This is a genomic window from Glycomyces sp. L485 (genome assembly GCF_022548875.1).
Taxonomy (GTDB): domain Bacteria; phylum Actinomycetota; class Actinomycetes; order Mycobacteriales; family Micromonosporaceae; genus Glycomyces.
On sequence record NZ_JAKZEW010000051.1, the window covers coordinates 416 to 25021 of the forward strand.

The window sequence follows — 24606 nt, forward strand, 5'->3', positions numbered from 1 at the left end:
ACCGAACCCACACCCACAGCGCCCGCCGCAGCCGCCGAACCGGCCTCGAGAGTCCCGCTCCTGCTCCCCACTACCAACCTCCGTGGCCGACAGGGCACCCCCGACCTCCACCCAGATCTTTCGTCGCTGATCGATTGAAGCCCAAGCGAGAGGCACCGTGGAGCCGAAGACCCCACCCCCTCCCAACCATCCACCTCGTCATCGCCGCCGCCCTTGGCGCAGAACAACCATCCGCCACACTGCTCCCGCCCACGCATGCGCGGCCATTGCCGGGCTCATCAGAGCTCAGGCTGTTCGCGCATCTCGCTCGGGATTCGTGCCGCGGATCTTCCAAGTCCTGCCGGTCGTCGCCGAGCTCGGCTACCCGACCGACCGCATCGAGACCATCGCCGTTCCCGGCTACTCGCTCGAAGCGGCCCTATGCGCCTTCGTCGGGGAGGCGTCCCTCATATGTTCTGGCTGCTCATCAAAGGGCAGCAGGACGACACTGAACGCGTCGGGCGGGCGATCAGCCCAGGAGCCTTGCGGCGTCCAGCGCCGCGTAGGTCGCGATGACGCCCGCCCCGGCGCGCTTGATCGAGGTCAGGGACTCCAGCACGGCCGCGTCCTTGTCGATCCAGCCCTTCTCGGCCGCCGCGACGAGCTGCGCGTATTCGCCGCTGATGTGGTAGGCCGCGACAGGCACCGGCGAGCGTTCGGCGGCGGCCGCCACGATGTCCAGGTACGGCAGCGCGGGCTTGACCATGACGATGTCGGCCCCCTCGGCCACGTCCAGGTCGATCTCGTGCAGCGCCTCTACCGCGTTCGGCGGGTTCTGCTGATAGGTGCGCCGGTCGCCCTGCAACTGGGATTCGACCGCGTCACGGAACGGGCCGTAGAACGCACTGGAGTACTTGGCGGCGTAGGCGAGCAGTCCGGTGTCGGTGTGGCCGGTCTGGTCGAGGGCGGCCCGGACGTATCCGATCTGGCCGTCCATCATCCCGGAGGCGCCCAGCAGGTCGGCGCCGGCTTCGGCGAGTCGCTCGCCCATCTCGGCGTAGCGCTCCAAGGTCGCGTCGTTGTCGACCGTGCCGTCGTCCTTCAGCACGCCGCAGTGGCCGTGGTCGGTGAACTCGTCGAGGCACAGGTCCGGGATGAGCACGAGGTCATCGTGGATCTCGTCGCGGATCGCCCGGGTGGTGACGTTGAGGATGCCGTCGGGGTCGGTCGCGGCCGAGCCGATCGCGTCACGTGCGGCGGGGATGCCGAAGGGCATGAGCCCGCCGATGCCCGCGCGCAGCGCCTCGACGGCGAGCTTGCGAGCCGAGTCGACCGAGTGCTGCCACACCCCGGGCATCGAGGCGATGGGCTTTGGCTCGGTCAGGCCCTCTTTGACGAATAGCGGGAGCACCAGGTCGGCCGGATGGACGCGGGTCTCCGCGGTCAGACGGCGAAGGGCCGCAGTGCGGCGCAGCCTCCGAGGGCGAATGGTCGGGAACTCGGGTGATGCGTTGCGCGGCACTGCGGCCATCTCCTTGCGGTCTCTAGCGGAACCTCAACGCGGTGGGGCCCTGCACCTTCTGGCCGCGCCGGGTCTTGATGGGACCTTCGGCGAGGCGCTTGCGCAGCTCCACGGCGTATTCGGCGAGCGATTCGATGAGGTCGGGCACCGAGGCGTTCTCGGGCTTGGCGTCGACGCGCAGCCCGAACTCGATCGCGGTGTCCGAGGTGGCCGGGCCGATGCAGGCGACGACCGTGCGCTGGTGCGGCTTGCCGGCGATGCCGACGAGGTTGCGCACCGTCGAGGACGAGGTGAACAGGACCGCGTCGAAACCGCCGGACTTGATGGCGTCGCGGATCTCGGCGGCGGGCGGCGAGGCGCGCACGGTCCGGTAGGCGGTGACGTCGTCGACCTCCCAGCCGCGATCGGTCAGCCCGGACACGAGGGTCTCGGTGGCGATGTCGGCCCTGGGCAGCAGGACCCGGCCGACCATGTCGAGGACCGGGTCGTGCGGCGGGAAGACCTCCAGGAGGCCCTCGGAGGACTGCTGGCCGGTCGGCAACAGCTCGGGCTCGATGCCGAACTCCCGGACCTTGTTCGCCGTGGCCTCACCGATGCACGCGATCTTGATGCCACCGAAGGCGCGGGCGTCGAGGCCGTGCTCCTTGAACTTCTCCCAGATCGCCTTCACGGAGTTCTGGGAGGTGAACACGATCCACGCGTAGCGGCCGTCGACGAGGCCCTTGATGGACCGCTCCATCTGGGCCGGGGTGCGCGGCGGCTCGACGGCGATCGTCGGCACCTCGCACGGGATGGCGCCGTACGCTCTGAGCCGCTCGGACATGACGCCGGCCTGCTCCTTGGTGCGCGGGATGAGGACCTTCCAGCCGTACAGCGGCCGCGACTCCCACCAGGCGAGCTCGTGGCGGTCTTCGACTCCGGGGCCGATGGTGAGGACGACCTGCCCGGCGTAGCCGAGCGCCGCCTCCACAAAAGTGTCCACAGAGGATGTGGTGGTGTACTCGGTCTCTCCGGTGGCGTCGCCGGTGACGGCGACTGGGGTCTCGCCCGAGACACCGCCGGCGAGCAGGATGTCGCGCAGGCTCGAGAGGTCGGAGACGTCGGCGGTGACCGTGAGGCTGCCGCGCTTGACGGCGTCGGCCAGCGCCACGGGCTCGAGGGACGCGATGTCGTCGATGTCGATTACCGTGCGCACCTCGCCGGGCGGCATGCCGGCGTATACGGCGACGGCCTGGGCGTGGCTCATGCCGGGTATGACTTCGAACCGGGCCTCCTCGGCGGAGGCGGCCTTGATCTCGGCCTTCGCGAGGCGGTTCGGGTAGGCGTCGCCGACGATGAGGCGGGCGATGTTCTCGCCTTCCCGGGCGGCGGCGGCCATGAGCTTGCCCTGGTCGCTCGGGGAGTTCTCGATCAGTTTGATCTTGCCGTCGTCGCCGGTGAGTTCCTTGGCGGCCTCGATCAGCGACTGCGGCAGGGACCGGTCGTAGTAGACGCGGTCGGCCTCGCTGATAGCGTCGAGGGCACGCTTGGTCAGCAGTCCCGGATCGCCTGGGCCGGTCCCGACGAATCGCACGCGGCCCACCAGCTTACGGGCACTGGTCATGTTCTCTCCATCAACAATCGTCTGTGAGCTTCAGGTCTAACTTCAATAGCTGCTCGGCACCGCTCGCAAGCAAGTCCTCGGCCAGCGCCTTCCCCACCGCGGCGGCCTCGGCCACGAGATCGCCGTCCTCCTTGAGTTCGGCGGTGGTCGAGAGCTTCTCGGTGGCGCTGCCGTCGGCCGCGAATGCCGCCCCCCGCAGATACAAGTCGAGTGTCCCCGGCGCTGCGCCTTCTGAGACGTCGGCGAGTGCGGCGACAGGTGCGCTGCATCCGGCTTCGAGGCGTTCCAGGAGGCCGCGCTCGGCGGCGACCGCGGCTTGTGTGTACCGGTCGTTGAGCATACTCGAAATACGCGCAGATGTCTTGTCTGCTTTGCGGCATTCGACCGCCAACGCCCCTTGTGCCGGAGCGGGAAGCATCACGAGCGGGTCGAGGTATTCGCCGACTTCACTCTCCCGGCCGACGCGTTTGAGCCCGGCGGCGGCCAGGACGACCGCGTCGAGGTCGTCGCCGACGCGGCCGATGCGGGTGTCGATGTTGCCGCGGATGGGCACGCATTCGAAGCCGCGGCCGAGGGCGAGGAGCTGTGAGATGCGTCGGGGCGATCCGGTGCCGATGCGGGCGCCGGGACCGAGGTCGGCGAGGGTGCGCCCGCCGACGGAGATGAGGACGTCGCGCGGATCGGAGCGGGGCGGGACCGCGATGACGAGGTGCTCGGGTTGGGCGGTGGGGAGGTCCTTGTACGAGTGGACGGCGATGTCGATCGTCTCGCGTTCGAGCGCGTCTCGGAGCTGGTTGACGAACACGCCGACGCCGAGTTCGGTGACCGGCGCGCTCGACGCGTCGCCTGTGGTCTTGATCTCCACGAGCTCGATGTCCTCGCCCGAGACGCGGGCGAGCTCATCGGCGACCGTCTTGGTCTGGGCGAGCGCGAGCTTCGATCCCCTGGTGCCGACTCGGATCACTTGGTGCCACCTTCATACGGTTCGTGCGGCGCGGCCGCACCGGTTCGGGGTGCGGGCGGGGCGAGGGGCGCGGGGTTTACCTTCAACGCTTCGGCGAGGGAGGCCTCGCCGGGTTCGTTCACTGCATCGGGGGTCAGTGCGAAGAGTTCTCGCAGGGCCTCGGCGTAGTCGGGAGCGCCCGGCTGACCGGCGAGCTCGCGGACGCGCACGGTCGGCTCGTGGAGGAGGCGCTGGACGACGCGGTGCACGGTGCGGGCGAGTTCGGCGCGCTGGTCGTCGGTGAAGTCGCCGCGGCGGGCGACGCGGGCGAGCTCGGCATCGACGATGTCGGCGGCGGCGGAGCGGAGGGCGGCGACGGTGGGGGTGACGGTGTCGGCGCGCAGGCTCTCGGTGTAGGCCGCGATCTCCTCGGCGATGAGGCGCTCGACCGCGGCGATGGTCTCGGCCCCGGCCCCGGCGTGGTCGGAGCGTTGGATCTCGGCGATGTCGATGACGTGGACGCCGTCGAGCTTCGCGACCTCGTCGGCGACGTCGCGCGGAAGTGCGAGGTCGCAGATGACGAGGCGTTCCCGCCGGCCTTCGAGGGAGGCGGCGTCGATGACCGGTTCGGGAGCGGCGGTGGCGCATACGAGCAGGTCGACGCCGCGGGTGAGGGAGGCCAGGTCGGTGTAGTCGGCGACGGCGGCGCCGTGCTCGGCGGCGAGGCGGCGGGCCTTGTAGCGGTCGCGGTTGGCGACGGCGAGTGTGGCGGTGCCGGCTCGGGCGAGCGTGGCGGTGGCGAGGCCGCCCATGGCGCCGGCGCCGACGACGGCGGCGTCCGCTCCGGTCAGCGGCCTGCCGAGCGCGTCCTCTGCGAGGGCGAGGGCGGCGGTGACGATGGAGGGGGCGTGTGCGTCGATGTCGGTCTCGGCGTGGACCCGCTTGCCGACGCGAAGGGCCTGCTGGAACAGCTCGTGCAGGTGCCGGCCGACCAGGTCGGCCTCGCGGGCGGTGTCGTATGCGTCGCGCAGCTGACCGAGGATCTGGGGCTCGCCGGCGACCATGGAGTCGAGCCCGGCGGCGACATGGAAGGCGTGGGCGACGGCGTCGGCGCCGTGGCGCACGTAGCCGCAGGAGGCGAAGTCGAGGTCGGCGCCGCTTTCGGCGTACCCCCAAAGAGCGTGGAGCTCGTCGACGATCGCGGACAGGGCGCCGTGGAATGTGGCGGCGGCGGCGTAGACCTCGACGCGGTTGCACGTGGAGAGCACCACGGCCTCGCGGACCTCGCCGCCGCGCAGCAGACGCTCGGCCATCGCGGTGCCCGCCTCGGCGTCCACCGCGAGCCGTTCCAGGGTCTCAACCGCGGCACTGCGATGCGAGATACCGACTACCAGGAGGTTCACTTCACCGTTCCCGTCTCTCGACGTCTGAGCGTCTTATGATGTTCGTGGAATGACAGGATCTGCAACTCGACGGCCAGGTCGACTTTGCGGACCGCCACACCATCGGGTACGGCGAGCACGCATGGCGCGAAGTTGAGAATGCTTGTGACACCAGCTTCTACGAGGAGATCGGCCACGTGTTGGGCGGCCGTTTCCGGTGTGGCGATGACCCCTATGTTGATGCCTTCGTCACGTACCGCGCCGGCCAGCTGCGCCACATCGCGCACGGTCAGGCCGTCGAGGTCCTTCCCTATGATGCCCGGGTCGGCGTCGAAGAGGCCAACGATGTCGAAGCCCCGTTCGCTGAACCCGGGGTAGCGGGCGAGGGCTTGTCCCAGGTGGCCCAGGCCGATGATGGCGACGCGGGAGTCTTTCGTGAGTCCGAGCACCCCCGCGATATAGGAGGCGAGGGTCGCGACGTTGTAGCCGACGCCCCGCATGCCGGTCGCGCCGAGTTGGGACAGGTCCTTGCGGAGCATCGCCGAGTTGACGCCGGTCGCGGCGGCGAGCGTCTCGGAGGAGACGGTGTCGACGCCCGAGTCGGTGAGTGCCGAGAGCGCCCGCAGGTACTCGGGCAGGCGCCGGACGGTCGCGGCCGGCAGATCGGCGGCCTTGGCGATGTGGAGGTGCGTGGGGGCCCGGTGGTCGGTGCCTTCGCCGGTGGTCGTCAATGAAGCTCCAGGTCTCTCGCCGCCTGTGCCGTCAGTGGTGCGATGCACAGCGCCTGTGAGTTACCCAGCTTAGGACCTCGGCCGCCGCGGATCTCGCACAGGCGGTGCTAACCGGTTCCGTCGCCCGAATGCCCAGGGGGTCTCGGAGCGTTTCGAGGCGACTCGCGGGCGGGCGAAGCGGTACACCCCCGTAACGCTGAGCAAGGCTCAGCTGTACCGATGTCGCGGTCGCCCGGCGAGCCGCCGTCGAGTTGATTTTGCCCCGAAACCGGACGGATGCCCGCTAATCGGAGATCTTCGGCGAGTCGCGGGCCGCAGTGGCGAAATGTCGAGGCCACGGCGACCGCCTCCGTCAGGGAGTCGACGACCGGGAAGCCGAGGCCCTCCAACTGCGGGCGATCGGCGAAGCCGCCGGCGTAGAGGACCGCGCGGGCGCCGACCCCGGCGGCCGCCCTGCCGTCGTCGACGGTGTCGCCGATGAGGACGCACTCGGATCCGTCGAGGCCCTTCGCGGCAAGGTGCGCCTCCAGGTGCGGCCGCTTCGAGACCAGTTCACCGCGCAGTCCGTCGATGTGCGTGAAGTGCTCGGTCAGCCCCATGGAGTCGACGAGCGGGACCAGCCGGGAGTGGAACCACATCGACAGCAGCGACTGGGTGCCCCGCCAGGCGGCGAGGGCGGCGAGCGCCTCCGTGTCGAGGCCGCAGGCGGCCATGTGCCGGTCGTAGTGGTCATGGAAGCGTCGGTCGAGGCTCGCGAACTCGGCCTCGTCGATCTCGCGCTCCAGCAGCTCGGCGTAGTAGTCGACGATGGGGCGGCGAAATCGCCTGCGCTGCTCGTCGTCGGTCAGCTCGGGGCCTCCGACCTCGCGCATGAGCGAGCGCGTGGCCTCGGCGACCGCCGCGAAGTCGGCCAGCAGGGTCCCGTTCCAGTCCCACACCAGGTGGGTCGCTCGCGTCGAAGGCATCGGGAAATCCTATGTCAGGACGCGAGGTCTCGCCTGAGCCGCTTCACGTCGACGTCCCAGTAGCTGTGCTCGGCGCCGTCGAGCAGCACGACCGGCAGCCGGTCGCCGTACTCGCGCGCCAGCCCGGCGTCACCCGCGACGTCGACCTCGGTCCACCCCACGCCCGCCTCGCGGGCCACCGCGTCGAGGTCGGCCCTCGCGCGGACGCAGAGATGGCATTCCTTTGTGGTCAAAAGTGTCAGTCTGTTCACCCTGGTCCCTCCGGGAATCGCTGTCCGCACCCTTACATCGCACAGCTTGTGCGACACCCTCTGTCATTTCTCGATCACTATTGGGTCAGAACGGGTCCGGGATGCCGGACCGCCGAACATTTGGGGAGGTAACGGTGGGATTCCGCCCCCGCAGAGAAGGGTACGCCGAGTGCGGCTTCGCGAATCTACATCGGCAGCCGGGCGGCCGTCACTCAATGCGACACGCCGACTCCAAATCCCTCTGGGGCGCCGTTGCGATTCCTAGACTCAGGCGGGTCAGTCCCTGCGGGACCCGATCGCATGACTCGGCCCGACCCCTCAGGCGAGGAGGCCAATAGTGCCCGGTATTGCACCGACGCTCACAGCAGAACCCGTCCCCTTTCCGCTCACCTCGATACCGGGCTTGGAGCGGCTCCGGCACGCCCTCTGGGCGGTCTTGAGCCTGGACACCGGGACGGCCGAGCAGAACGCGGTCCGCGCGCACCCCGTCCCGTCGGGAGAAGCCGCCGCGGTCGCCGAGCCACGGGGCGGCAAGCACCGCCGCGAACCGGAGGACCAGGTCGACGGCGAGGAGGTGGCCGCGCTGGTCGCCAGGGCCCAGGCGGGCGACTCCTCGGCGTTCGGCGAGATCTACGACCGCTACAGCGAGACCGTCTACCGCTACATCTACTTTCGCGTGAACAACGCCCAGCTCGCCGAGGACCTCGCCTCCGAGACGTTCCTGCGCGCGCTTCGGCGCATCTCCAGCTTCAGCTGGCAGGGCCGCGCCTTCGGGGCCTGGCTGGTGACGATCGCGCGGAACCTCGTGGTCGACCACTTCAAGTCCGGGCGCTACCGCCTGGAGATCGCCAAGCCCGACGTGCTCGGCTCCGATTCCCCCGAGACCGACCCGTCCATCTCGCCCGAGACCGCCGCGCTGGAGAAGCTCACCAACGCCACGCTCCTCACGGCCGTCAAGAAGCTCAACCCCGACCAGCAGGAATGCATCGTCCTGCGGTTCCTCCAGGGCTTCACCGTCGCCGAGACCGCCCGCACCATGGGCAAGAACGAGGGCGCGGTCAAGGCGCTCCAGTACCGGGCCGTGCGCACCCTCGCGCGGCTCCTGCCCGAGGGATTCCGGGGCTGAGACCGCCACGAGACCGCCGACAACCGGTCATCAGGGCTCGATCTCGACAGCACGACACATATCGCCAGGCAGAGCCGAGTCATGGCTCGCAAGCTTCGCCTAGAAGGCCGTAACCTCAGGGGCTACTCGTGCGTTGTTCTATTTACAGGAGCAGGATCCATGCAGTGAGAGGGGGTGTGCCCGGTGATCTACAACCCTTTGGAACGCCGGCGCGCGGAGGAATTCGCACGTCAACTTGATTCCAATGGCCCCGCCTACCCTCACACGAGCGATTTCGCTCACGCATCGGGTGCGTCAGCGGAAGAACTCGTCGAACTCGTCGGCGTCACCGAGCGCCTCGGCGACCTCGGCGAGCAGATGACGGCCGCCAGCAGGCCGTCGGACGACTGGCGAGACGCCACCCGGCGCCGGCTCATGGCCGTCGCCGCCGACGAGGGCATAGGCGCCACCGCCCGCCACCGGGCCAGCGCCATCGTCCCCGACGCGGCCGGGCCGCCGGTCCTCGACGAGATGTTCCCCCGCCGCCCCCGCGGCGGCAGGCGCCTCGCCATCGTCGCCGCCCTCCTGACCGGCACGGTCGCCGTCTCCGGCGTCTCGGCCGCCTCAGGGCACGCGCTCCCGGGCGAAACGCTCTACAACGTCAAGCGCTCCACCGAGCGCGCCCAGCTCGCGCTCGTCGGCAACGACCTCGGCCGCGGCCAGCTGCACCTCGAATTCGCGGGGAACCGCATCCAGGAGGCCACCGCGCTCGCCGAGGACGAGGACGCCGCCGCGGGCGCCCTGACCGACGCCGCGAACGAGCTGCGCTCCGGCGCGGTGCTCCTCGGCGAACTCGCCGTCGCGAACGACGACGCCGTGCCGCTGGACTACATCGACCTGTTCGGGGGCGAGCACCGCTGGACGCTCGAAACGCTCGTCGCCGAGCTCGACGGCGAGGCCCGCGTGGCCGGCGACGAGCTCACCGCCCTCCTGGATCGCGCGGCGCTGCGGTCGGTGGAGCTGCGCGCGGCGCTCGGCTGCACCGAGGTCGGCGGCGCGACCGACGAGCTCGGTCCGGTCCCCGGCGGATGCGGCGCTCGCGAGGCCGTCGAGCCCACCGAACCGCCGACGCAATCCCCGACCGGCACGCCCAGAGGGGACGAGAACCGGCAGGGCGACAGCGGAGACGAGTCGACCTCCGACCGCTCCGAGCCCGCAGTCGACGGCATCGACTCACCCGACGTGGACGTCAGTGGCACCACCACGCCGGCCGCAGACGCCGCCACCGACCCGGCCACCGGTGAAGTCACCGGTGACCAAGACGACGGTGACGACGACAACGTCCTCGACGAGCTCTCCGGAGTCGTCGAAGACCTGTTCGGCTGACCCATGGTGTGGGCCCGGCGAACGCCCCGCAGGGGTGCGTAACCGGGCCCACACTGGAAATTCACCGAGCTCGCGTCCTGGCGTTACAGGGCGTCTGATTCTCGACCGGTAGGCTCTTAGCGTGTCTGAAACCGAGGCTTCCATCAGCGCCTCCTGCGTACCCGGGCCGGAGGCTTTGCACGTCGGCGGCGACGAGCAACCGCGGCACCACTCCGTCGTCGTCCAGGCCGACGCCCCCGGCGACGACGAACGCGCGTACTCTCCCTCCGCGGCGTTCTTCGACGTCGACAACACCCTCATGCACGGCGCGTCCATCTACTGGCTCGCCCGCGGACTCGCCCGCCACGGCGTCCTCTCCGGCCGCGACATCCTCGGCGCGGCCTGGAAGCAGGCCCGCTTCAAGCTCAGCTCCGAGCACCACGGCCACATGCAGTCTGTCAAGGCCACCGCCCTCGAGCTCGTCGCCGGCTACCCCGTCTCCGAGATGCGGCAGCTGTGCGAGGAGGTCGTCGACCGCGACATCTCCCCGCGCATCCTCGCGCCCGTCCGGCGCCTCGCCGACCGCCACATCGCGGCCGGCCAAGAGGTGTGGCTGGTGACGGCAAGCCCGATCGAACTCGCCGGCGTCATCGCCTCCCGACTCGGCCTCACCGGCGCGCTCGGCACCATCGCCGAGGTCGCCGACGGCTGCTACACCGGCCGCCTCGTCGGCGACCTCATGCACGGCCCCGCGAAGGCCGACGGCATAGCCGAACTGGCCGGCGAACGCGGCCTCGACCTCGGCCAGTGCACGGCCTACTCCGATTCGGCCAACGATCTGCCGATGCTGCGGAAGGTCGGCAAGGCCATCGCCGTCAACCCCGACACCCGGCTCGCCCGGCAGGCCCGCCACCACGGCTGGCCGGTCCTGGACTACCGGCGGGGCCGCCGCGCCGCGAAGCTCGCGCTGCCCTCGGCCGCCGCCGCGGGCGTCGCCGCCGGCCTCCTCTACCTCCTGCGGGGACGCGAACGCGGATAATGGCCCTCGCCCAGCGGTTCACTTCGCAACGACTCGCGCTCGCCGGCGCGATCGCGCTCGCCGTCGCGTGGCTGGCCTGGCCGGTGCCCGAACGCGCCGAGACGCTGACCGCTCCGAACGCCGACACGACGCCGACCGTGTGGTCCGAATGGGACACCGAACCGACGGACTGGCCCGGCACCGCGGAGGGCATCGCCTGGGAGCCGCTGTCCTTCATTGACGCCGAGAAGGCGCTCGGCGCCGACGAGGACGGCCGCCTGCTCTACATCGAGAACGGCGACGAGGCGGCCGCCGTGGTCGTCGCCGAGCCGGGCGGCGTGCCCGGCGTCGCCGCCGTCGCCCACACCGACGAACGGATCGCCTGGATCGAATCCACACCGGATGAAACCGGCCGAGTCGTCTCCGAGGTGTGGACCGCCCCACGGGGTGCCGACGGGCGCCCCGGCGAAGCCGAACTGCTCACCGACGACACCGGCGACGTCATCAGCGCAGGCAGCGCCTACGACCTCCAGTTCGCCGCCGAAGAGCTCCACTGGCTCGCCACCGCCCGCAGCGCCGAACGCATCACCGAGCACCGTTCGATTCCCGTCGGCGGCGGCGAAGTCGACGTCGTCGGCCATCGCGGCGCCTGGCAGGCCGCCGCCTGGCCCTGGCTCACGAGCGCCGGTTCGGACTCTCTCGGCGGCGCTCAGCTCGTGCGCACCGACAACGGCTCCGGCCTCCTCGTCACCGCCGCCGAAGACGAACTCACGCTGTGCTCGGCCACATGGTGCCGCATCATCGTGACCGCCGCCGACGGCTCCCGCACCGACCTCGTCCGTCCAGACGGGACCGACCGCGTCACCGTCGCCGAGGGCTTCACCTCCGCCGTCGCCACCGACGTCGGCCTCATCGACCGCTTCGAACCCCTCGGGGAGTCGACCGCCGTCGCAGGCGACGCCCAGCGGCTCACCCTGTTCGACCTCCAAGCGTCCCAGACCTACCTGGTCGCCTCCAGCGCCGGCGAGACCGGCGCCGACAGCCGACGCCTGTGGTGGTCCACCGGCACCGACGAACTGCGCGAGTGGCACGTGCTCGACCTCACGGACCTCGCCTAATGAGCTGCGGTGCTCTCGCGCGCGGGTAACGTCAAGATCGTGACCACGCCACACGACACCCACGCCGCCGTGCCCCAGATCATGGGCGTCCTCAACGTCACCCCGGACTCCTTCTCGGACGGCGGGCGCTACCTCGACTTCGATGACGCGGTCGGCCACGGCGAGCAGATGGCCGCCGAAGGCGCCGACCTCATCGACGTCGGCGGCGAGTCGACCAGGCCCGGCGCTGAACGCGTCGACGCCGCCACCGAGATCGCCCGGGTCGTCGATGTCGTCACCGCCCTCGCCGAACGCGGCCTGGCCGTGTCGATCGACACCAGCCGCGCCGCGGTGGCCGCCGCCGCGATCGAGGCCGGCGCGAGCGTCGTCAACGACGTCTCCGGCGGCCTGGCCGACCCCGACATGGCCCGCGTCGTCGCCGACACCGGTGTGCGGTGGGTGCTCATGCACTGGCGGGGCCACTCGGCCGACATGCAGCGCCTCGCGCACTACGACAACGTCGTCGCCGACGTCAAGGCCGAGCTGGAGGACCGCGTCGAGGCCGCACTGGATTCCGGAGTGGACCGAAGCCGCCTCGTCCTCGACCCCGGCCTGGGCTTCGCGAAGACCGCCGAGCACAACTGGAGGCTGTCGGCGCACCTCCATGAGTTCGTCGCGCTCGGATTCCCCGTCCTGTTCGCCTCCTCACGCAAGTCCTACCTCGGTAAGCTCCTCGCCGACGAGAGCGGCAAACTTCGCCCGGTAGGCCAGCGCGAGGCCGCGACCCTGGCGACGTCCGTGCTCGCGTTCGAGGCGGGCGCCTGGGGCGTCCGCGTCCACGACGTGGCCGGAACGGCCGACGCCCGCGCGGTATGGCTGGCTACCAAGAACGCCACCTGAACAAGATCCTATAGGATATATTCTATAGGAAATGCATTCCGTAGAATGTACATTGTACGGCGTACGACGTATGGGATTCGAGGTGCCGAGTCGTCCTACAACCTGGAACTCCGGTTGCGGGTTTCCGACGGGCGCCCGTAACATTCGGCTCGTACTTCATCCAGAGCAGCTGAGGGGTCCGGCCCGACGAAGCTGCGGCAACCACCGGCGGTTACGTCGGCAGGTGCCAATTCCGGCCCGCCACGCGGGGAAGATGAGGGAGGAGCCTTCTCGTATGTCCAACGCACTGTTCGCCGACAGCCCGGCCAAAGGCCTCGTGTGCCGCAACTGCGGCGCCACCTACGACCTGATCGCCCAGCACGCCTGTTGGCAGTGTTTCGGCCCACTCGAGGTCGACTACGACCAGGCCGCGCTGGCCAAGGTCACGCGCGAGCAGATCGAGGCGGGGCCGCAGAACCTGTGGCGCTACGCCCCGCTGCTGCCGGTGGGCGTCGACCCGGCCGACCGCGTCACGCTCAACCCCGGTCTGACTCCGCTCATCGACGCGTCGAACCTCGCCGAGGCGCTCGGCATGCGGAAGCTGTGGGTGAAGGACGACAGCGCCAACCCCACGCACTCGTTCAAGGACCGCGTGGTCTCCACGGCGGTCTCGGCCGCCGCGAAGCTCGGCTTCGACCGCTTCGCGTGCGCTTCGACGGGGAACCTCGCGAACTCCGTGGCCGCGCACGCCGCGCGCGCCGGGATTCCCTCGACCGTGTTCGTCCCGCACGACCTGGAGCCGGGCAAGATCGTCCAGACCGCGGTCTACGGCGGCCAGCTCGTGGCCGTCGAGGGCTCCTACGACGATGTGAACCGGCTGTGCTCGGAATTGACCGAGACCGACGAGTTCGAGTCGACCGCGTTCGTGAACGTCAACATCCGCCCCTACTACGCCGAAGGCTCCAAGACGCTCGGCTACGAGGTCGCCGAGCAGCTCGGCTGGCGCCTGCCCGAGCAGGTCGTGGTGCCGATGGCTTCGGGTGAACTGCTCACGAAGATCCACAAGGCGTTCGAGGAGTCGGCCGAGATCGGTCTGACCGACCCGGCCGAGGTGCGCGTCTTCGGCGCCCAGTCGGCCGGTTGCAGCCCGATCGCCGACGCGTTCGACGCCGGCACCGACGTGATCACGCCGGTGAGGCCGACGGGGATCGCCAAGAGCCTCAACATCGGCGACCCGGCTGCGGGGCCGTACGCGATCGAGGCGTGCCGGTCGACCGGCGGCGGCATGGCGAAGGTGACCGACGACGAGATCCGCGAGGGCATCCGACTCCTGGCGTCGACCACGGGCGTATTCGCCGAAACGGCCGGCGGAGTGGTGGTCGCTACGCTCCGTAAGCTCTTGGAGGCCGGTCGGCTGGACCCGGAGGCGGAGACGGTCATCTACAACACCGGCGACGGACTGAAGACATTGGATGCTGTATCGTCCCTGGTGGGCCCGACTCACACCGTGAAACCTTCTCTGAAGTCGGCGCGTGAGGCCGGGCTGCTGGACGGTTGAGCAGGGAGTTCGTAAAACGCTTGCCGAACTCCTGAAATTATCACTCTCCGTGACCGATGTGAACACAACTGTCGGATACCCGACAGTTAGAAGCGAACTTCGGGTCTTGACCGTATTCACTGAATGCGTAAGAATTCTTCTTGCGGGAGGCCGCAGCCGTCCTGTCGCCACTCACCCGGTTGACTGCGAGTCCTGGGGCTAGAACGTGTCGAGCAGCGCCAGCCGGTGTCAGGAACTGCGGTCTCCCGACCAATGTCTTCCCGGACGCCTTCGGCCGCAAACACCCCGGACGGTCCATCTTGCTCTTGTCGGTGGCGTCGGCGACACTTGCCGGATGAGCGAATTCGACATCGTCCGCCTCGACGCGACCGAACACGGCATGCACGCCGCGACCAACGAGCACATGATCGCCATCGACGAGGCGATCGGTTACCGGGTCGGCGCGCACGGATCGCTGTTCCAGAAGCACCTGGCCCGATAGAAACCGGATTGCCCGTGCCCCGGAGGGCGGGCACACTCTCCACATGAGTGAATTCGACATCGTCCCGATCGAGCCGAGCGATCACGACCTCGTGCAGTCCTGGCTCGTGATCGGCGAAGCCGTCGAGCGGCACGACTGGCTCGCCATCATGGGCTGGCAACCCACCCTGCGCATGATGGGCCTCCTCCAGCGCCGCGCCGACACCGACTTCGAGCGGTGGGCGGCCGTGAAGGACGGCGAGGCCGTCGGCTGGATCGGTCTCGAACTGCCCGTCCGCGACAACACGCACCTCGCCAAGTTCAACCTCGAAGTCCACCCCGACCACCGGCGCCGGGGCGTCGGCTCGGCTCTGCTGGAGCACATGGAGCGGCGCGCCGCCGCGCTCGGGCGCACCACCGTATCGACGTGGGCACTCGCCCCGATCGACGGCGGCCCCGCTATGGGCACTGCCGCCAAGGGCTTCTCGGCGGCCGCGGGCTACCGGAACACGCTCGACACCGTGGTGCGGGTCTGCGACCTCGACGCGGTCGCAGACGCCGAACTGGAGCGGCTGTGGACCGAGGCGTGGGCCCGGGCGGCGGGCTTCGAGGTCGTCGAGTTCGAGGGCACCCCGCCCGAGGACGTCATCGACGGGATGGCGTACCTGCACGCCCGCATGTACACCGACATGCCGCTGGGCGAATGGGACCTCCAAGAGGCCGACTTCGACGCCGCCCGCGTCGCAGACGAGGAGCGGCAGCGTCGCGAACGCGGCGAGCTGAGCCTCCAAGTCGCGGTGCGACACAAGGACAGCGGAGAGATCGTTGGGTTCACGCAGATCATAGTGGAGGGCGGCAGGGAGCACCACTGCTACCAAGGCGACACGATCGTCGACCCGCGTTTCCGCGGGCACCGGCTCGGCACGATCCTCAAGATCGCCAACCAGCGCCGCATCCGCGAATGGCGCCCGAAGATGCGATACGTGTGGACCGGCAACGCCGCGACCAACGAGCACATGATCGCCATCAACGAGGCGATCGGCTACCGCAAGATCTGCATGGAGCACGTCTGGCAGAAGAAGCTCCCCTAAGGACGCTGCTCGGGCACCTCGGAGGCTTCGGCACTCCGCTTGGAGACGATCGCGGCGTGGATCTCGGCGACCTGCGCCTCGAGGGCGGCGAGGCGGCGGTCGAGCTCGGCTGCCTCGGCGCGGTCGGCCGTGGCGTCCTTCGCGCCGACCCGGTCGACGAACCAGGACGCGAGCGAACCGCTGACGAGGCCGACCAGGCCGATCGCCGCGAACATCAAGACCGCCGAGATGACGCGCCCGGTCATCGTCTGCGGGACCAGATCGCCGTAGCCGACCGTCGAGGCGGTGACGACCGACCACCAAAGGGCGTCGCCGAACGTGTTGATCTGCTCGCCGCGCTCGGCGTCGAGGACCGCGAGGCTGGAGACGAGCAGGATCATCATGGTCACGCCGGTGATGTAGACGCTCGCCCTGGTGCGCAGCGAGCTGCGGGCGTGTCGGCTGAACGTCTCGATGAGGACCAGCACCATCCGCACCAGTCGCAGGGGCCGGGCGATCGGTATGAGGACCATGATCAGGTCGAGCGGGTGGGAGCGGACGAACTCGAGCCGGTGCCCCTTGCCCGCCAAGCACAATCGGAGGACGTAGTCGGCGCCGAACAGCGCCCACACCGCCCAGTTCATTGCCTTGGCTGCGTCCTCGCCCCAGGCGGGCAGGTCGGGGTAGAGGATCGGCGCGGCGTAGGCGATCAGGAACATCAGCGCGAGGATGAACAGCGGGGTGTTCGTCGCGCGCTCCCAGGCCGTGAGCTGCTCCGGCCAGCGCGCTTCGGCTTCGCGTGGAAATGGTGAGGCAGGCACGGACCTAGGCTATCGGGCCTCCGCGACCAGACGATGACCTGCTTTGACCGAATTACGGCTTTCGTGTGGACTACCATCCGGCTATGAACGACGATCCCTACTGGAACGCCGAGACGCCGATCGAGCCGTCGGGGCGGTTCGCCGGCGGCGACGCCCTGGTGACCGACACGTTCGAAGGCTGGTGGAACGCTTCCCTGGCCGCGGTCGCGCGGTCGTGGCGGTCGATGGGGCTGATCCTCCTCATCGGAGTGGTGCTGCCGAGGTGGATCCTCAGCTCCTACTCCAGCCTCGCGTCCGGCGAGGTCGGCTTCGACTGGAACGGCTCCGCGACCGGCTACTGGCCCGGCTGGCCCGCTGCGGCCTTCGGCGGCCTGCTCGGCCTGGCGCTGCTGTACTTGTTCGGCGCGGCGGCCCTGGCCGCGACGCGCGCCGCGGCCGCCGAGGCCGCGGGAGGGTTCGTCAGCCTGGGGGAGGCGTTCCGGTTCGGTTTCCGGCTCGGCTGGAAGTTCTGGCTGTGGTTGCTGCTGGCGTGGGTGACCGTCGGCGTCGGGCTGGCGCTGTGCGTCCTGCCGGGCCTTTGGGCGGCGTTCGCGCTGAGCCTGATGGTGCCCGCCGCGACGTTCGAGCACCGCCGCAGCCCCTATGCCCGGTCGGTCCAGTTGACGCACTCGGCGTTCTGGCCGGCGCTCGGCCGTCTCATCATCGTGGTACTCGTCGTCTTCGCCGCGAACGTCATCATCGCGCTGCTCGGGGCACTGCTGTCCTTGCTGTGGACCGGGATCTTCGCGGGCTGGCTCGCCGCGGTCCTCACCGTCCTCACACACGGGGTGATGGCGCTGCTGCTGCTCGTGCCGATGATCTGGGTGCTCGCCGCGGCCCTGTGCTCCTACGCGTGGCTGCGGGGACGGGCGGAGTCCGTCTCGGCCACGTCGCTGTCCGCGGAGGCATCCGACGCCGCCGGCTCCTGACCGGCGTCGCTCGTTGTTGGCGCCGACCACTTGATTCACGCCCCGGATTGGCACTCTCAAGGCGAGAGTGCTATACCTGGTTTTGGCACTCGCAGCCCGTGAGTGCTAAGCGCGTTGAGGTGGTCAGGCCGAGAACGGCCTGCCGTCGCGGGGTGCCGCCTCACCGTCGACAACGAACGTTATCCGAAAGGAAGCCATCTGCAATGGCGAAGATGATCGCATTCGACGAGGAGGCTCGCCGCGGACTCGAGCGGGGTATGAACATCCTCGCCGAAGCCGTCAAGGTGACCCTCGGCCCGAAGGGCCGCAACGTCGTGCTCGACAAGAAGTGGGGCGCCCCCACGATCACCAACGACGGTGTCTCCGTCGCCAAGGAGATCGAACTGGAGGACCCCTACGAGAAGATCGGCGCTGAGCTGGTCAAGGAGGTCGCCAAGAAGACCGACGACGTCGCCGGCGACGGGACCACCACCGCCACCGTCCTCGCCCAGGCGCTCGTCAAGGAGGGCCTGCGGGCCGTCGCCGCCGGCGCCAACCCGATCGCCGTCAAGCGCGGCATCGAGAAGGCCGTCGCCGCAGTGGTCGAGGAGCTCCAGGCCGCCTCGTCCGAGGTCGACACCGAAGAGCAGATCGCGAACACCGCGTCGGTCTCCGCCGGCGACGCCACCGTCGGCGCCATCATCGCCGAGGCGATGGAGAAGGTCGGCAAGGAAGGCGTCATCACCGTCGAGGAGTCGAACACGTTCGGCCTCGATCTGGAGCTGACCGAGGGCATGCGCTTCGACAAGGGCTACCTGTCCGGTTACTTCGTGACCGACCAGGACCGCATGGAGGCCGTCCTCGAGGACCCGTACATCCTCATCGTCAACCAGAAGGTCTCGGCGGTCAAGGACCTGCTTCCGACCCTGGAGAAGGTCACCCAGACCGGCAAGCCGCTCCTGATCATCGCCGAGGACGTCGACGCCGAAGCGCTGGCGACCCTCGTGGTCAACAAGGTCCGCGGCATCTTCAAGTCCGTCGCCGTCAAGGCCCCTGGCTTCGGCGACCGCCGCAAGGCCATGCTCGGCGACATCGCCATCCTCACCGGCGGCCAGGTCATCTCCGAGGAGATCGGCCTCAAGCTGGAGTCGGCCACGCTCGACATGCTGGGCACCGCCCGCAAGGTCGTCATTACCAAGGACGAGACCACCATCGTCGACGGTGGCGGCGAAGAGGAGCAGATCCAGGGCCGGGTCGGCCAGATCCGCGCCGAGATCGACAACTCCGACTCCGACTACGACCGCGAGAAGCTGCAGGAGCGCCTGGCGCGCCTCGCCGGCGGCGTCGCGATCATCAAGGTCGGCGCGGCCACCGAGGTCGAGCTCAAGGAGCGCAAGCACCGCATCGAAGACGCCGTGCGCAACGCCAAGGCCGCGGTCGAGGAAGGCATCCTCCCCGGCGGCGGCACCGCGCTGGTGCAGGCCGGCGCCACCGCCTTCGACAAGATCGAAGCCGAAGGCGACGAGGCCACCGGTGTGGAGATCGTCCAGCGTTCGCTGGGCGCCCCGCTGCGCGCCATCGCCGAGAACGCCGGCCTCGAAGGCGGCGTCGTGGTCGAGAAGGTCAAGGGCCTGCCGAAGGGCGAGGGCCTCAACGCCGCGACCGGCGAGTACGTCAACATGCTGGACGCCGGCATCCCGGACCCGGCCAAGGTGACCCGGTCGGCGCTGCAGAACGCGGCCAGCATCGCGGCGCTGTTCCTCACCACCGAGGCCGTCGTCGCCGACGCCCCCGAGAAGGAGAACGCCGGTGGCGGCGGCGCTCCCGACATGGGCGGCATGGGCATGATGTAACTCAGGCCCACTGAGTACTGCGAGGGAGAGCCGCTCACGGTAGAGTGAGTGGTTCTCCCTTTCTCTGTGCTGGCTTCCAGTGCAGACAGGCAAGAAGCGCCTGATGCGCTCGCGGCATCCCGTTCTCCCAGAACGGGATGCCGCACTGGTTTACCGTTCGTGCGCGAGGCGATACCCTGGAGGCATGCCCCCGCACGGCCCGAAAGCCCTTCTGCCGGTGACGCTCAGCGCACTGGCGGTCGGCGCCGCGCTCCTCGCCGCCTCCCCCGCGGCGGCCGCCGAGACCGAACCCCCCGACTACCGCGACGAAGGCCCCCACCTGCTGGTGTGCCCCGGTGACGCCGACGCCTTCGCCGAACGCAACGCCGACGTCTCCTACAACCGCCGCATCGACAACGAGCAGCTGTACGAGGCATGCGCCGAGAACGGCCACCGCGACCTCGCGGACGCCGTAGCCGCCGCCACCGAGCCCGGGATGAGGATCCTCATCCTCCCCGGCCAGTACACAGCCTCCACGCCCGTGGTCATCGACGGCCGAGCGGACCTCCAGATCGAAGGCCGAGGCGACAGCCCCGAAGACGTCACCCTCACCGGCGGGTACACCGCCGAGACCGTCATCGAAGCGAGCGACGCGACCGGCCTCTACCTCAGAGGCTTCACCGTCACCGGCGGCAGCGCCACCGGTCTGCTCCTCTCCGGAGCCCAAGGCGCCACAGTAGAGCAGGTGAACGCGACCGACAACGGCAAGAACGGGATCCACATCAACGACTCCACCGCCGTCGACCTCGTCGACTGCACCGCCACCGGCAACGACGCCGCCGGCATCGCCCTGCACGACACCGAAGCCACCGTCACCGGATGCGACAGCGGCGACAACCTCACCGGACTGCTCGACACCGGCGCCGGCCGCCTGACACTCGAAGCGAACCGCCTCCACGACAACACCACCGGACTCGTCGTCACCGACACCGCCGAAGGCCACCGCCTCGACGCCCACCGCAACAGCATCTACGACAACAACGCCGACCACTACGGCAACCTCACCAGCGGCGCCTGCGACACCGAACCGGCCGCAGACACCATATGCCCCGCCGAGACCACCCCCACCGGCGTCGGCATCCTCATCGACGAAGGCAACGACACCCGCTTCATAGGCAACCACCTGTGGGGCCACCGGACCGCCGCCGCCATGCTCTGGGGCGAGACCGGCATCGACGACACCGCCTCACACCGCAACCGGTTCGAAGGCAACACACTCGGATACCGCGACGACGGCCATCGCTCACGCAACCGCCTCGACCTGTGGTGGGACGGCCAAGGCGAAGGCAACTGCTTCACCGAACCCGGCGCCCTCCACACCACGCCCGCGGTCCTCCCCGTCTGCGACGCCGACAACGGACCGGCACGGCTCCTCGGCGAACCGGTGAAGACCTTCAAGATCTGGCACTGCGACACCGGCCCCCTCCAAGGCGACACCGTCCCCGCCGGATGCGACTGGTTCGGCGCCAAGTTCACCGACCGCCTCGAATTCCAGGCCGCCGTCGTCTTCGCCGCCTCCCTGCTCTTCCTCACCGGCGCCGGCTGGCTCGGCGCCGCCCGTTCCCCCAACCCCCCACCGCCCATGTCGATGACGTTCTCCGCCATCGCCACCGGCTCCGCCGCCCTCCTCCTGGTCCTCGCCTCCTGGTCCGGCCGCAGCGACTACGAGGCCCTCGCCATCGGACTGTGGGGCGCCGGCTGGATCCTCGCCGGCCGCTCCTGGTTCTCCACGGGCCTCCACGCCTTCGGCGGCTTCACCGCCCTCATCGGCGGCCTCGCCGTCCTCGACGCCCTCGACCGCGGCACCTGGATCATCCCCGTCGTCCCCGTCTCCCCCGCATGGATGTGGCTCGCCCTGCTGCCCCTGTGGACCCTCCTGGCCCTCGGAGCGGTGCTGCGCCGCCACAGGCGAGAACCGGCTTCGCCACCGGTGCAACGCACCCCGGTCACCGTCCCCGCCCACGACCGCTTCGACTGGTAGGCCGTGCCGATGCGCGACTCCGCAATCGTTCACCGAAAAGGCCGATTCGCGGCTCCCCAGGCGTCGCCGAGACGATCGCGTAGGGTTACCACATGACTTGGATCTGGCAGATCGAAGACGCCGACGGCAACGCCCTCGACACGCCCGACGACGACCTGGGCAGCCAAGGCGACGCCGAGTCGTGGCTGGGCGAACGCTGGCGCGACTTCGTCGCCGAAGGCGCCGCCACAGCCGTCCTCCTCGAAGACGGCAAGACCGTCTACCGCATGGCCCTCGACGCCGCCGAGGAATAGCGCGGCGGCATCCCGGAGTTCGCCGCGGTTCGACCACCCGTAATAGGCTGGACGGCGTGACCGACTCTGGCTCCCTCACGCTCACTGCGACGCGCGCGCGTGCCGCGCTCGACGCCCGCCGCGGCATCGTCCGCCTCCACCCCGAAGTGCTGACCGCGCTCGGGCTCCAGGCCGGCGACGCCGTCGACCTCGCCGGGCGGCGCACGACTACGGCGATCGCGCTGGCCGCCGACCGGTACGCGTCACGGCGGGCACTGTACGCCGACGACCTGACACTCGGCAACATCGGCGCGCGGGACGGCGACCCGGTCAAGATCGCGCCGTCCGAACTGGCGGCCGCCGACCGGGTGGTGCTCACCGGCCCGGCATCGGTGATCGCGGCCGTCGACCCGGACACGCTGCGGCTGGCGCTGCTGAGCAAGGTCGTGAGCGTCGGCGACGACGTGTCCCTGCTGCCGATCGAAATCGGCGACGGACAGCGCGAGATCGTCTCGGCCACACGCCGGACGCTCAACAACACGCTGGGCATGGCCTGGACCACCATGGTGCTCAACGTGGTCGAGTCCGAACCGGAGGCTGGGGCCATGATCACGACCGACACGGTCGTGCGGTGGGAGGACGACGCGCCCGCGTCGATCGACGTGCCGCTGGCGGAAACGGGCCGCGTCGCGAACCTGCGGCGCCCGAGAGTACCGGTCCCCGAAGGCGGCGAGGCCGTCCGCACCGAGACCCCGGCGAAACGTACGCAGCCCGCGCCCGAACGTCCGCGCGAAGCCGAGCACATCCCCTACGACGAGCTCGCCGGGGCCAAGATCCCGGCCGAAGAGCTTCGCGAACTGCTCGACCTGGGATTCAACCACCGAGAAGTGCTGACGGTCGTAGGCACCGACATGACGCTGGGCGTCCTCGTGTCCGGGCCGTCCGGCTCCGGGAAGGCTACAGTGGTGCGTTCGGTGGCCGCCGAGGTCGGCGCCGGCGTCAGCGAGATCGCCGGCCCCGAGCTCGCCGCGATCGAGGCGAACACCGCCGCAGACCGGCTGCGGCGCGCCGTCGCCGAGCTCTCCTCGCCGGGAGTCCTGCTCGTGACCGGCGTGGACGCGATAGCGCCGGCCGAGAGGAACACCCCGCTGAGCACAATGTTCAAGCGACTCGTCGAAGAGGTCCTCGACGACGACCACGCGGTCGTGTGCACCACCTCCCGAGTCGACGACCTCGACACCGAACTGCGCGGCCGGCTCGAACACGAGGTGGTGGTCCCGATGCCGGACGCCGACGCCCGCCGGGAACTGCTGCTGTACTTCACGCGCGGCATGAAGGTCGCCGAGGACGTCAAGGTCGAATCCGTGGCGCACCGCTCGCCGGGCTACGTGGCGGCGGACCTGGCGACGATGGTGCGCGAGGCAGGAGTGCGGGCGGCGATGCGCGCCAAGGACGGCGGGGCGACCGCGCTCCAGAACGCCGACTTCGACTCGGCGCTGGACTCGGTCCGGCCCTCCAGCATGGCCGGGGACTCGGTCGAGCTCGGAGGACTGACACTGGCCGACGTGGGCGGCATGGCCGACCTGAAGCAGACGCTCACCGAGACGGTCCTGTGGCCCCTCACCTACCCGGACGCCTTCACCCGGCTCGGCATCGATGCGCCACGCGGCATCCTCCTGTACGGCCCGCCCGGGTGCGGCAAGACGTACATCGTGCGCGCTGTCGCCGGTGAAGGTCACGCGAACGTGTTGAGCGTCAAGGGCTCCGAGCTGCTGAACAAATGGGTGGGCGAATCGGAGAAGAACGTGCGGGAACTCTTCCGGAGGGCCCGCCAGGCCAGTCCGACACTGATGTTCTTCGACGAACTCGACGCGCTGGCCCCGGTCCGCGGCGGGGGCACCGACGGCGGAACGGCCGACCGGGTGGTGGCGTCGCTGCTGACCGAACTGGACGGCGCGGAGGCGTTGCGGGACGTCGTGGTGGTGGGAGCGACGAACCGTCCGGACATGATCGACCCTGCGCTGCTGCGGCCGGGCAGACTCGAACGCCTCGTCTACGTGCCGCCTCCGGACGCGAGCGGACGGGCGGACATCCTGCGCGCCAACGCGAAGAACGTTCCGTTCGCCGACGATGTGGACCTTGGCGAGGTGGCGGACGAACTCTGGCTCTACTCGGCGGCCGACTGCGCCGCGCTGATACGGGAGGCGGCGCTGACCGCGATGCGCGAATCACTCGACGCGACAGTGGTGACGGCGGCCCACATGGAGCAGGCGATGGAGCGGGTGCGCCCGAGCCTCGACCCGAAGCAGCTCGAATACCTGGAGAACTACGCCGAGGACCGCGAGTCCTAGCGATCGTCCACAACCTGTCGATAGGCGGGGGTCGTCGGTGGCTCGTTGGCTGCCTGGGGAGGCCTGAAATGGCCCCTGTTCGGGGGCGGCGTCTTTCACGTGGATGGTCGATCTGCGCCAAGGGCGGCAGCGACGAAGGCGTGAGTGAATGGGCGGGCTCGGTCGTCGGGTGCCTGGCCGAGTGAGGGCTGGCGAGATTTCCTCGTGTTGTGTTGTGCGGCAGGCGGTCCGGGTCCCGAACATGAGGGGTTTCCCACCGATCGGGTGATGATTTCTGCTGGTCAGGTCCGTATCATTGAAGTATAGGACGAACAGTCGGAAACAGGGAGATTGTTCGAGGATCTGGCGGTAACGGAGGGGGTGTGTGATGGCGGGGACGATGGCGGACGGGTCGGTGCGGAGCGAGAAGTCGAAG

At 69.6% G+C, this 24606-nt stretch carries 20 protein-coding genes, 1 pseudogene and 1 riboswitch; of the genes and pseudogenes, 13 read left to right on the top strand and 8 right to left on the bottom strand.

Going from position 1 to position 24606, the window contains the following annotated elements; genetic code table 11:
• Nucleotides 1-508: 508 nt before the first annotated feature.
• From hemB to L0U85_RS18190, 7 genes and pseudogenes are all read right to left on the bottom strand, one after another.
• Nucleotides 509-1501: a porphobilinogen synthase gene (hemB, locus tag L0U85_RS18160; protein ID WP_241379171.1), complete on the bottom strand. Its 993-nt coding sequence runs from the start codon at nucleotides 1499-1501 to the stop codon at nucleotides 509-511.
• Between the two features lie 22 nt (nucleotides 1502-1523).
• Entirely contained in the window at nucleotides 1524-3104 is a 1581-nt protein-coding gene (locus tag L0U85_RS18165; protein WP_241379172.1) for a uroporphyrinogen-III synthase, read from the bottom strand.
• 10 nt (nucleotides 3105-3114) lie between these two features.
• Nucleotides 3115-4068 carry a hydroxymethylbilane synthase gene (hemC, locus tag L0U85_RS18170; protein ID WP_241379173.1) on the bottom strand — a complete coding sequence of 318 codons (954 nt, stop codon included), beginning with the start codon at nucleotides 4066-4068 and terminating at the stop codon, nucleotides 3115-3117.
• On the bottom strand, nucleotides 4065-5450 hold the full coding sequence (locus tag L0U85_RS18175; protein ID WP_241379174.1) for a glutamyl-tRNA reductase: 1386 nt from the start codon (nucleotides 5448-5450) through the stop codon (nucleotides 4065-4067). Before L0U85_RS18175 ends, hemC begins: the two co-directional genes overlap by 4 nt.
• Nucleotides 5447-6109 carry a redox-sensing transcriptional repressor Rex gene (locus tag L0U85_RS18180; protein ID WP_347177482.1) on the bottom strand — a complete coding sequence of 221 codons (663 nt, stop codon included), beginning with the start codon at nucleotides 6107-6109 and terminating at the stop codon, nucleotides 5447-5449. The genes L0U85_RS18175 and L0U85_RS18180 overlap by 4 nt, the downstream gene beginning before the upstream one ends.
• Nucleotides 6110-6489: 380 nt before the next feature.
• Nucleotides 6490-7125: pseudogene (locus tag L0U85_RS18185) on the bottom strand (HAD hydrolase-like protein); the annotation flags it as partial.
• 14 nt (nucleotides 7126-7139) lie between these two features.
• Nucleotides 7140-7376, bottom strand: coding sequence for a glutaredoxin family protein (locus L0U85_RS18190; protein WP_347177481.1), 237 nt, complete (start codon nucleotides 7374-7376; stop codon nucleotides 7140-7142).
• Between the two features lie 337 nt (nucleotides 7377-7713).
• Between L0U85_RS18190 and L0U85_RS18195 the strand changes: the two genes are divergently transcribed.
• The 8 genes from L0U85_RS18195 (at nucleotide 7714) to L0U85_RS18230 (ending at nucleotide 15948) form a co-directional block, all read left to right on the top strand.
• Nucleotides 7714-8502 carry an ECF subfamily RNA polymerase sigma factor, BldN family gene (locus L0U85_RS18195; protein WP_241379178.1) on the top strand — a complete coding sequence of 263 codons (789 nt, stop codon included), beginning with the start codon at nucleotides 7714-7716 and terminating at the stop codon, nucleotides 8500-8502.
• A 357-nt stretch (nucleotides 8503-8859) separates the two neighbouring features.
• Nucleotides 8860-9867, top strand: coding sequence for a DUF5667 domain-containing protein (locus tag L0U85_RS18200; protein ID WP_241379179.1), 1008 nt, complete (start codon nucleotides 8860-8862; stop codon nucleotides 9865-9867).
• 121 nt (nucleotides 9868-9988) lie between these two features.
• A complete protein-coding gene (locus L0U85_RS18205) occupies nucleotides 9989-10885 on the top strand; it encodes an HAD-IB family hydrolase (protein WP_241379180.1) in 897 nt (298 codons plus the stop codon).
• Nucleotides 10885-11982: a hypothetical protein gene (locus tag L0U85_RS18210; protein ID WP_241379181.1), complete on the top strand. Its 1098-nt coding sequence runs from the start codon at nucleotides 10885-10887 to the stop codon at nucleotides 11980-11982. Before L0U85_RS18205 ends, L0U85_RS18210 begins: the two co-directional genes overlap by 1 nt.
• An 81-nt stretch (nucleotides 11983-12063) precedes the next feature.
• Nucleotides 12064-12861 (top strand): dihydropteroate synthase, encoded by a 798-nt coding sequence (gene folP, locus L0U85_RS18215; protein WP_277606024.1) that lies wholly within the window; start codon nucleotides 12064-12066, stop codon nucleotides 12859-12861.
• Nucleotides 12862-13014: 153 nt separating this feature from the next.
• Nucleotides 13015-13121, top strand: a riboswitch (SAM riboswitch).
• 14 nt (nucleotides 13122-13135) lie between these two features.
• Nucleotides 13136-14398: a threonine synthase gene (gene thrC / locus L0U85_RS18220; protein ID WP_241379183.1), complete on the top strand. Its 1263-nt coding sequence runs from the start codon at nucleotides 13136-13138 to the stop codon at nucleotides 14396-14398.
• Nucleotides 14399-14732: 334 nt separating this feature from the next.
• Nucleotides 14733-14879 (top strand): hypothetical protein, encoded by a 147-nt coding sequence (locus tag L0U85_RS18225; RefSeq protein ID WP_241379184.1) that lies wholly within the window; start codon nucleotides 14733-14735, stop codon nucleotides 14877-14879.
• Nucleotides 14880-14922: 43 nt separating this feature from the next.
• The gene (locus L0U85_RS18230; RefSeq protein WP_241379185.1) at nucleotides 14923-15948 is read left to right on the top strand and encodes a GNAT family N-acetyltransferase; all 1026 of its coding nucleotides are present in this window, start codon (nucleotides 14923-14925) and stop codon (nucleotides 15946-15948) included.
• On the opposite strand, the gene L0U85_RS18235 is transcribed toward L0U85_RS18230, so the two are convergent.
• Nucleotides 15945-16748 carry a potassium channel family protein gene (locus L0U85_RS18235; RefSeq protein ID WP_241379186.1) on the bottom strand — a complete coding sequence of 268 codons (804 nt, stop codon included), beginning with the start codon at nucleotides 16746-16748 and terminating at the stop codon, nucleotides 15945-15947. The two genes, L0U85_RS18230 and L0U85_RS18235, sit on opposite strands and share 4 nt — an antisense overlap.
• A gap of 83 nt (nucleotides 16749-16831) precedes the next feature.
• Between L0U85_RS18235 and L0U85_RS18240 the strand changes: the two genes are divergently transcribed.
• The 5 genes from L0U85_RS18240 (at nucleotide 16832) to L0U85_RS18260 (ending at nucleotide 24191) form a co-directional block, all read left to right on the top strand.
• Complete coding sequence (locus L0U85_RS18240; protein ID WP_241379187.1) at nucleotides 16832-17716, top strand: hypothetical protein; 885 nt, start codon at nucleotides 16832-16834, stop codon at nucleotides 17714-17716.
• Between the two features lie 203 nt (nucleotides 17717-17919).
• Nucleotides 17920-19548 (top strand): chaperonin GroEL, encoded by a 1629-nt coding sequence (groL, locus tag L0U85_RS18245; RefSeq protein ID WP_241379188.1) that lies wholly within the window; start codon nucleotides 17920-17922, stop codon nucleotides 19546-19548.
• 184 nt (nucleotides 19549-19732) lie between these two features.
• A complete protein-coding gene (locus tag L0U85_RS18250; RefSeq protein ID WP_241379189.1) occupies nucleotides 19733-21568 on the top strand; it encodes a right-handed parallel beta-helix repeat-containing protein in 1836 nt (611 codons plus the stop codon).
• Nucleotides 21569-21660: 92 nt separating this feature from the next.
• Nucleotides 21661-21861, top strand: coding sequence for a hypothetical protein (locus tag L0U85_RS18255; protein WP_241379190.1), 201 nt, complete (start codon nucleotides 21661-21663; stop codon nucleotides 21859-21861).
• 56 nt (nucleotides 21862-21917) lie between these two features.
• Entirely contained in the window at nucleotides 21918-24191 is a 2274-nt protein-coding gene (locus tag L0U85_RS18260; RefSeq protein WP_241379191.1) for an AAA family ATPase, read from the top strand.
• The last annotated feature ends 415 nt before the right edge of the window (nucleotides 24192-24606 follow it).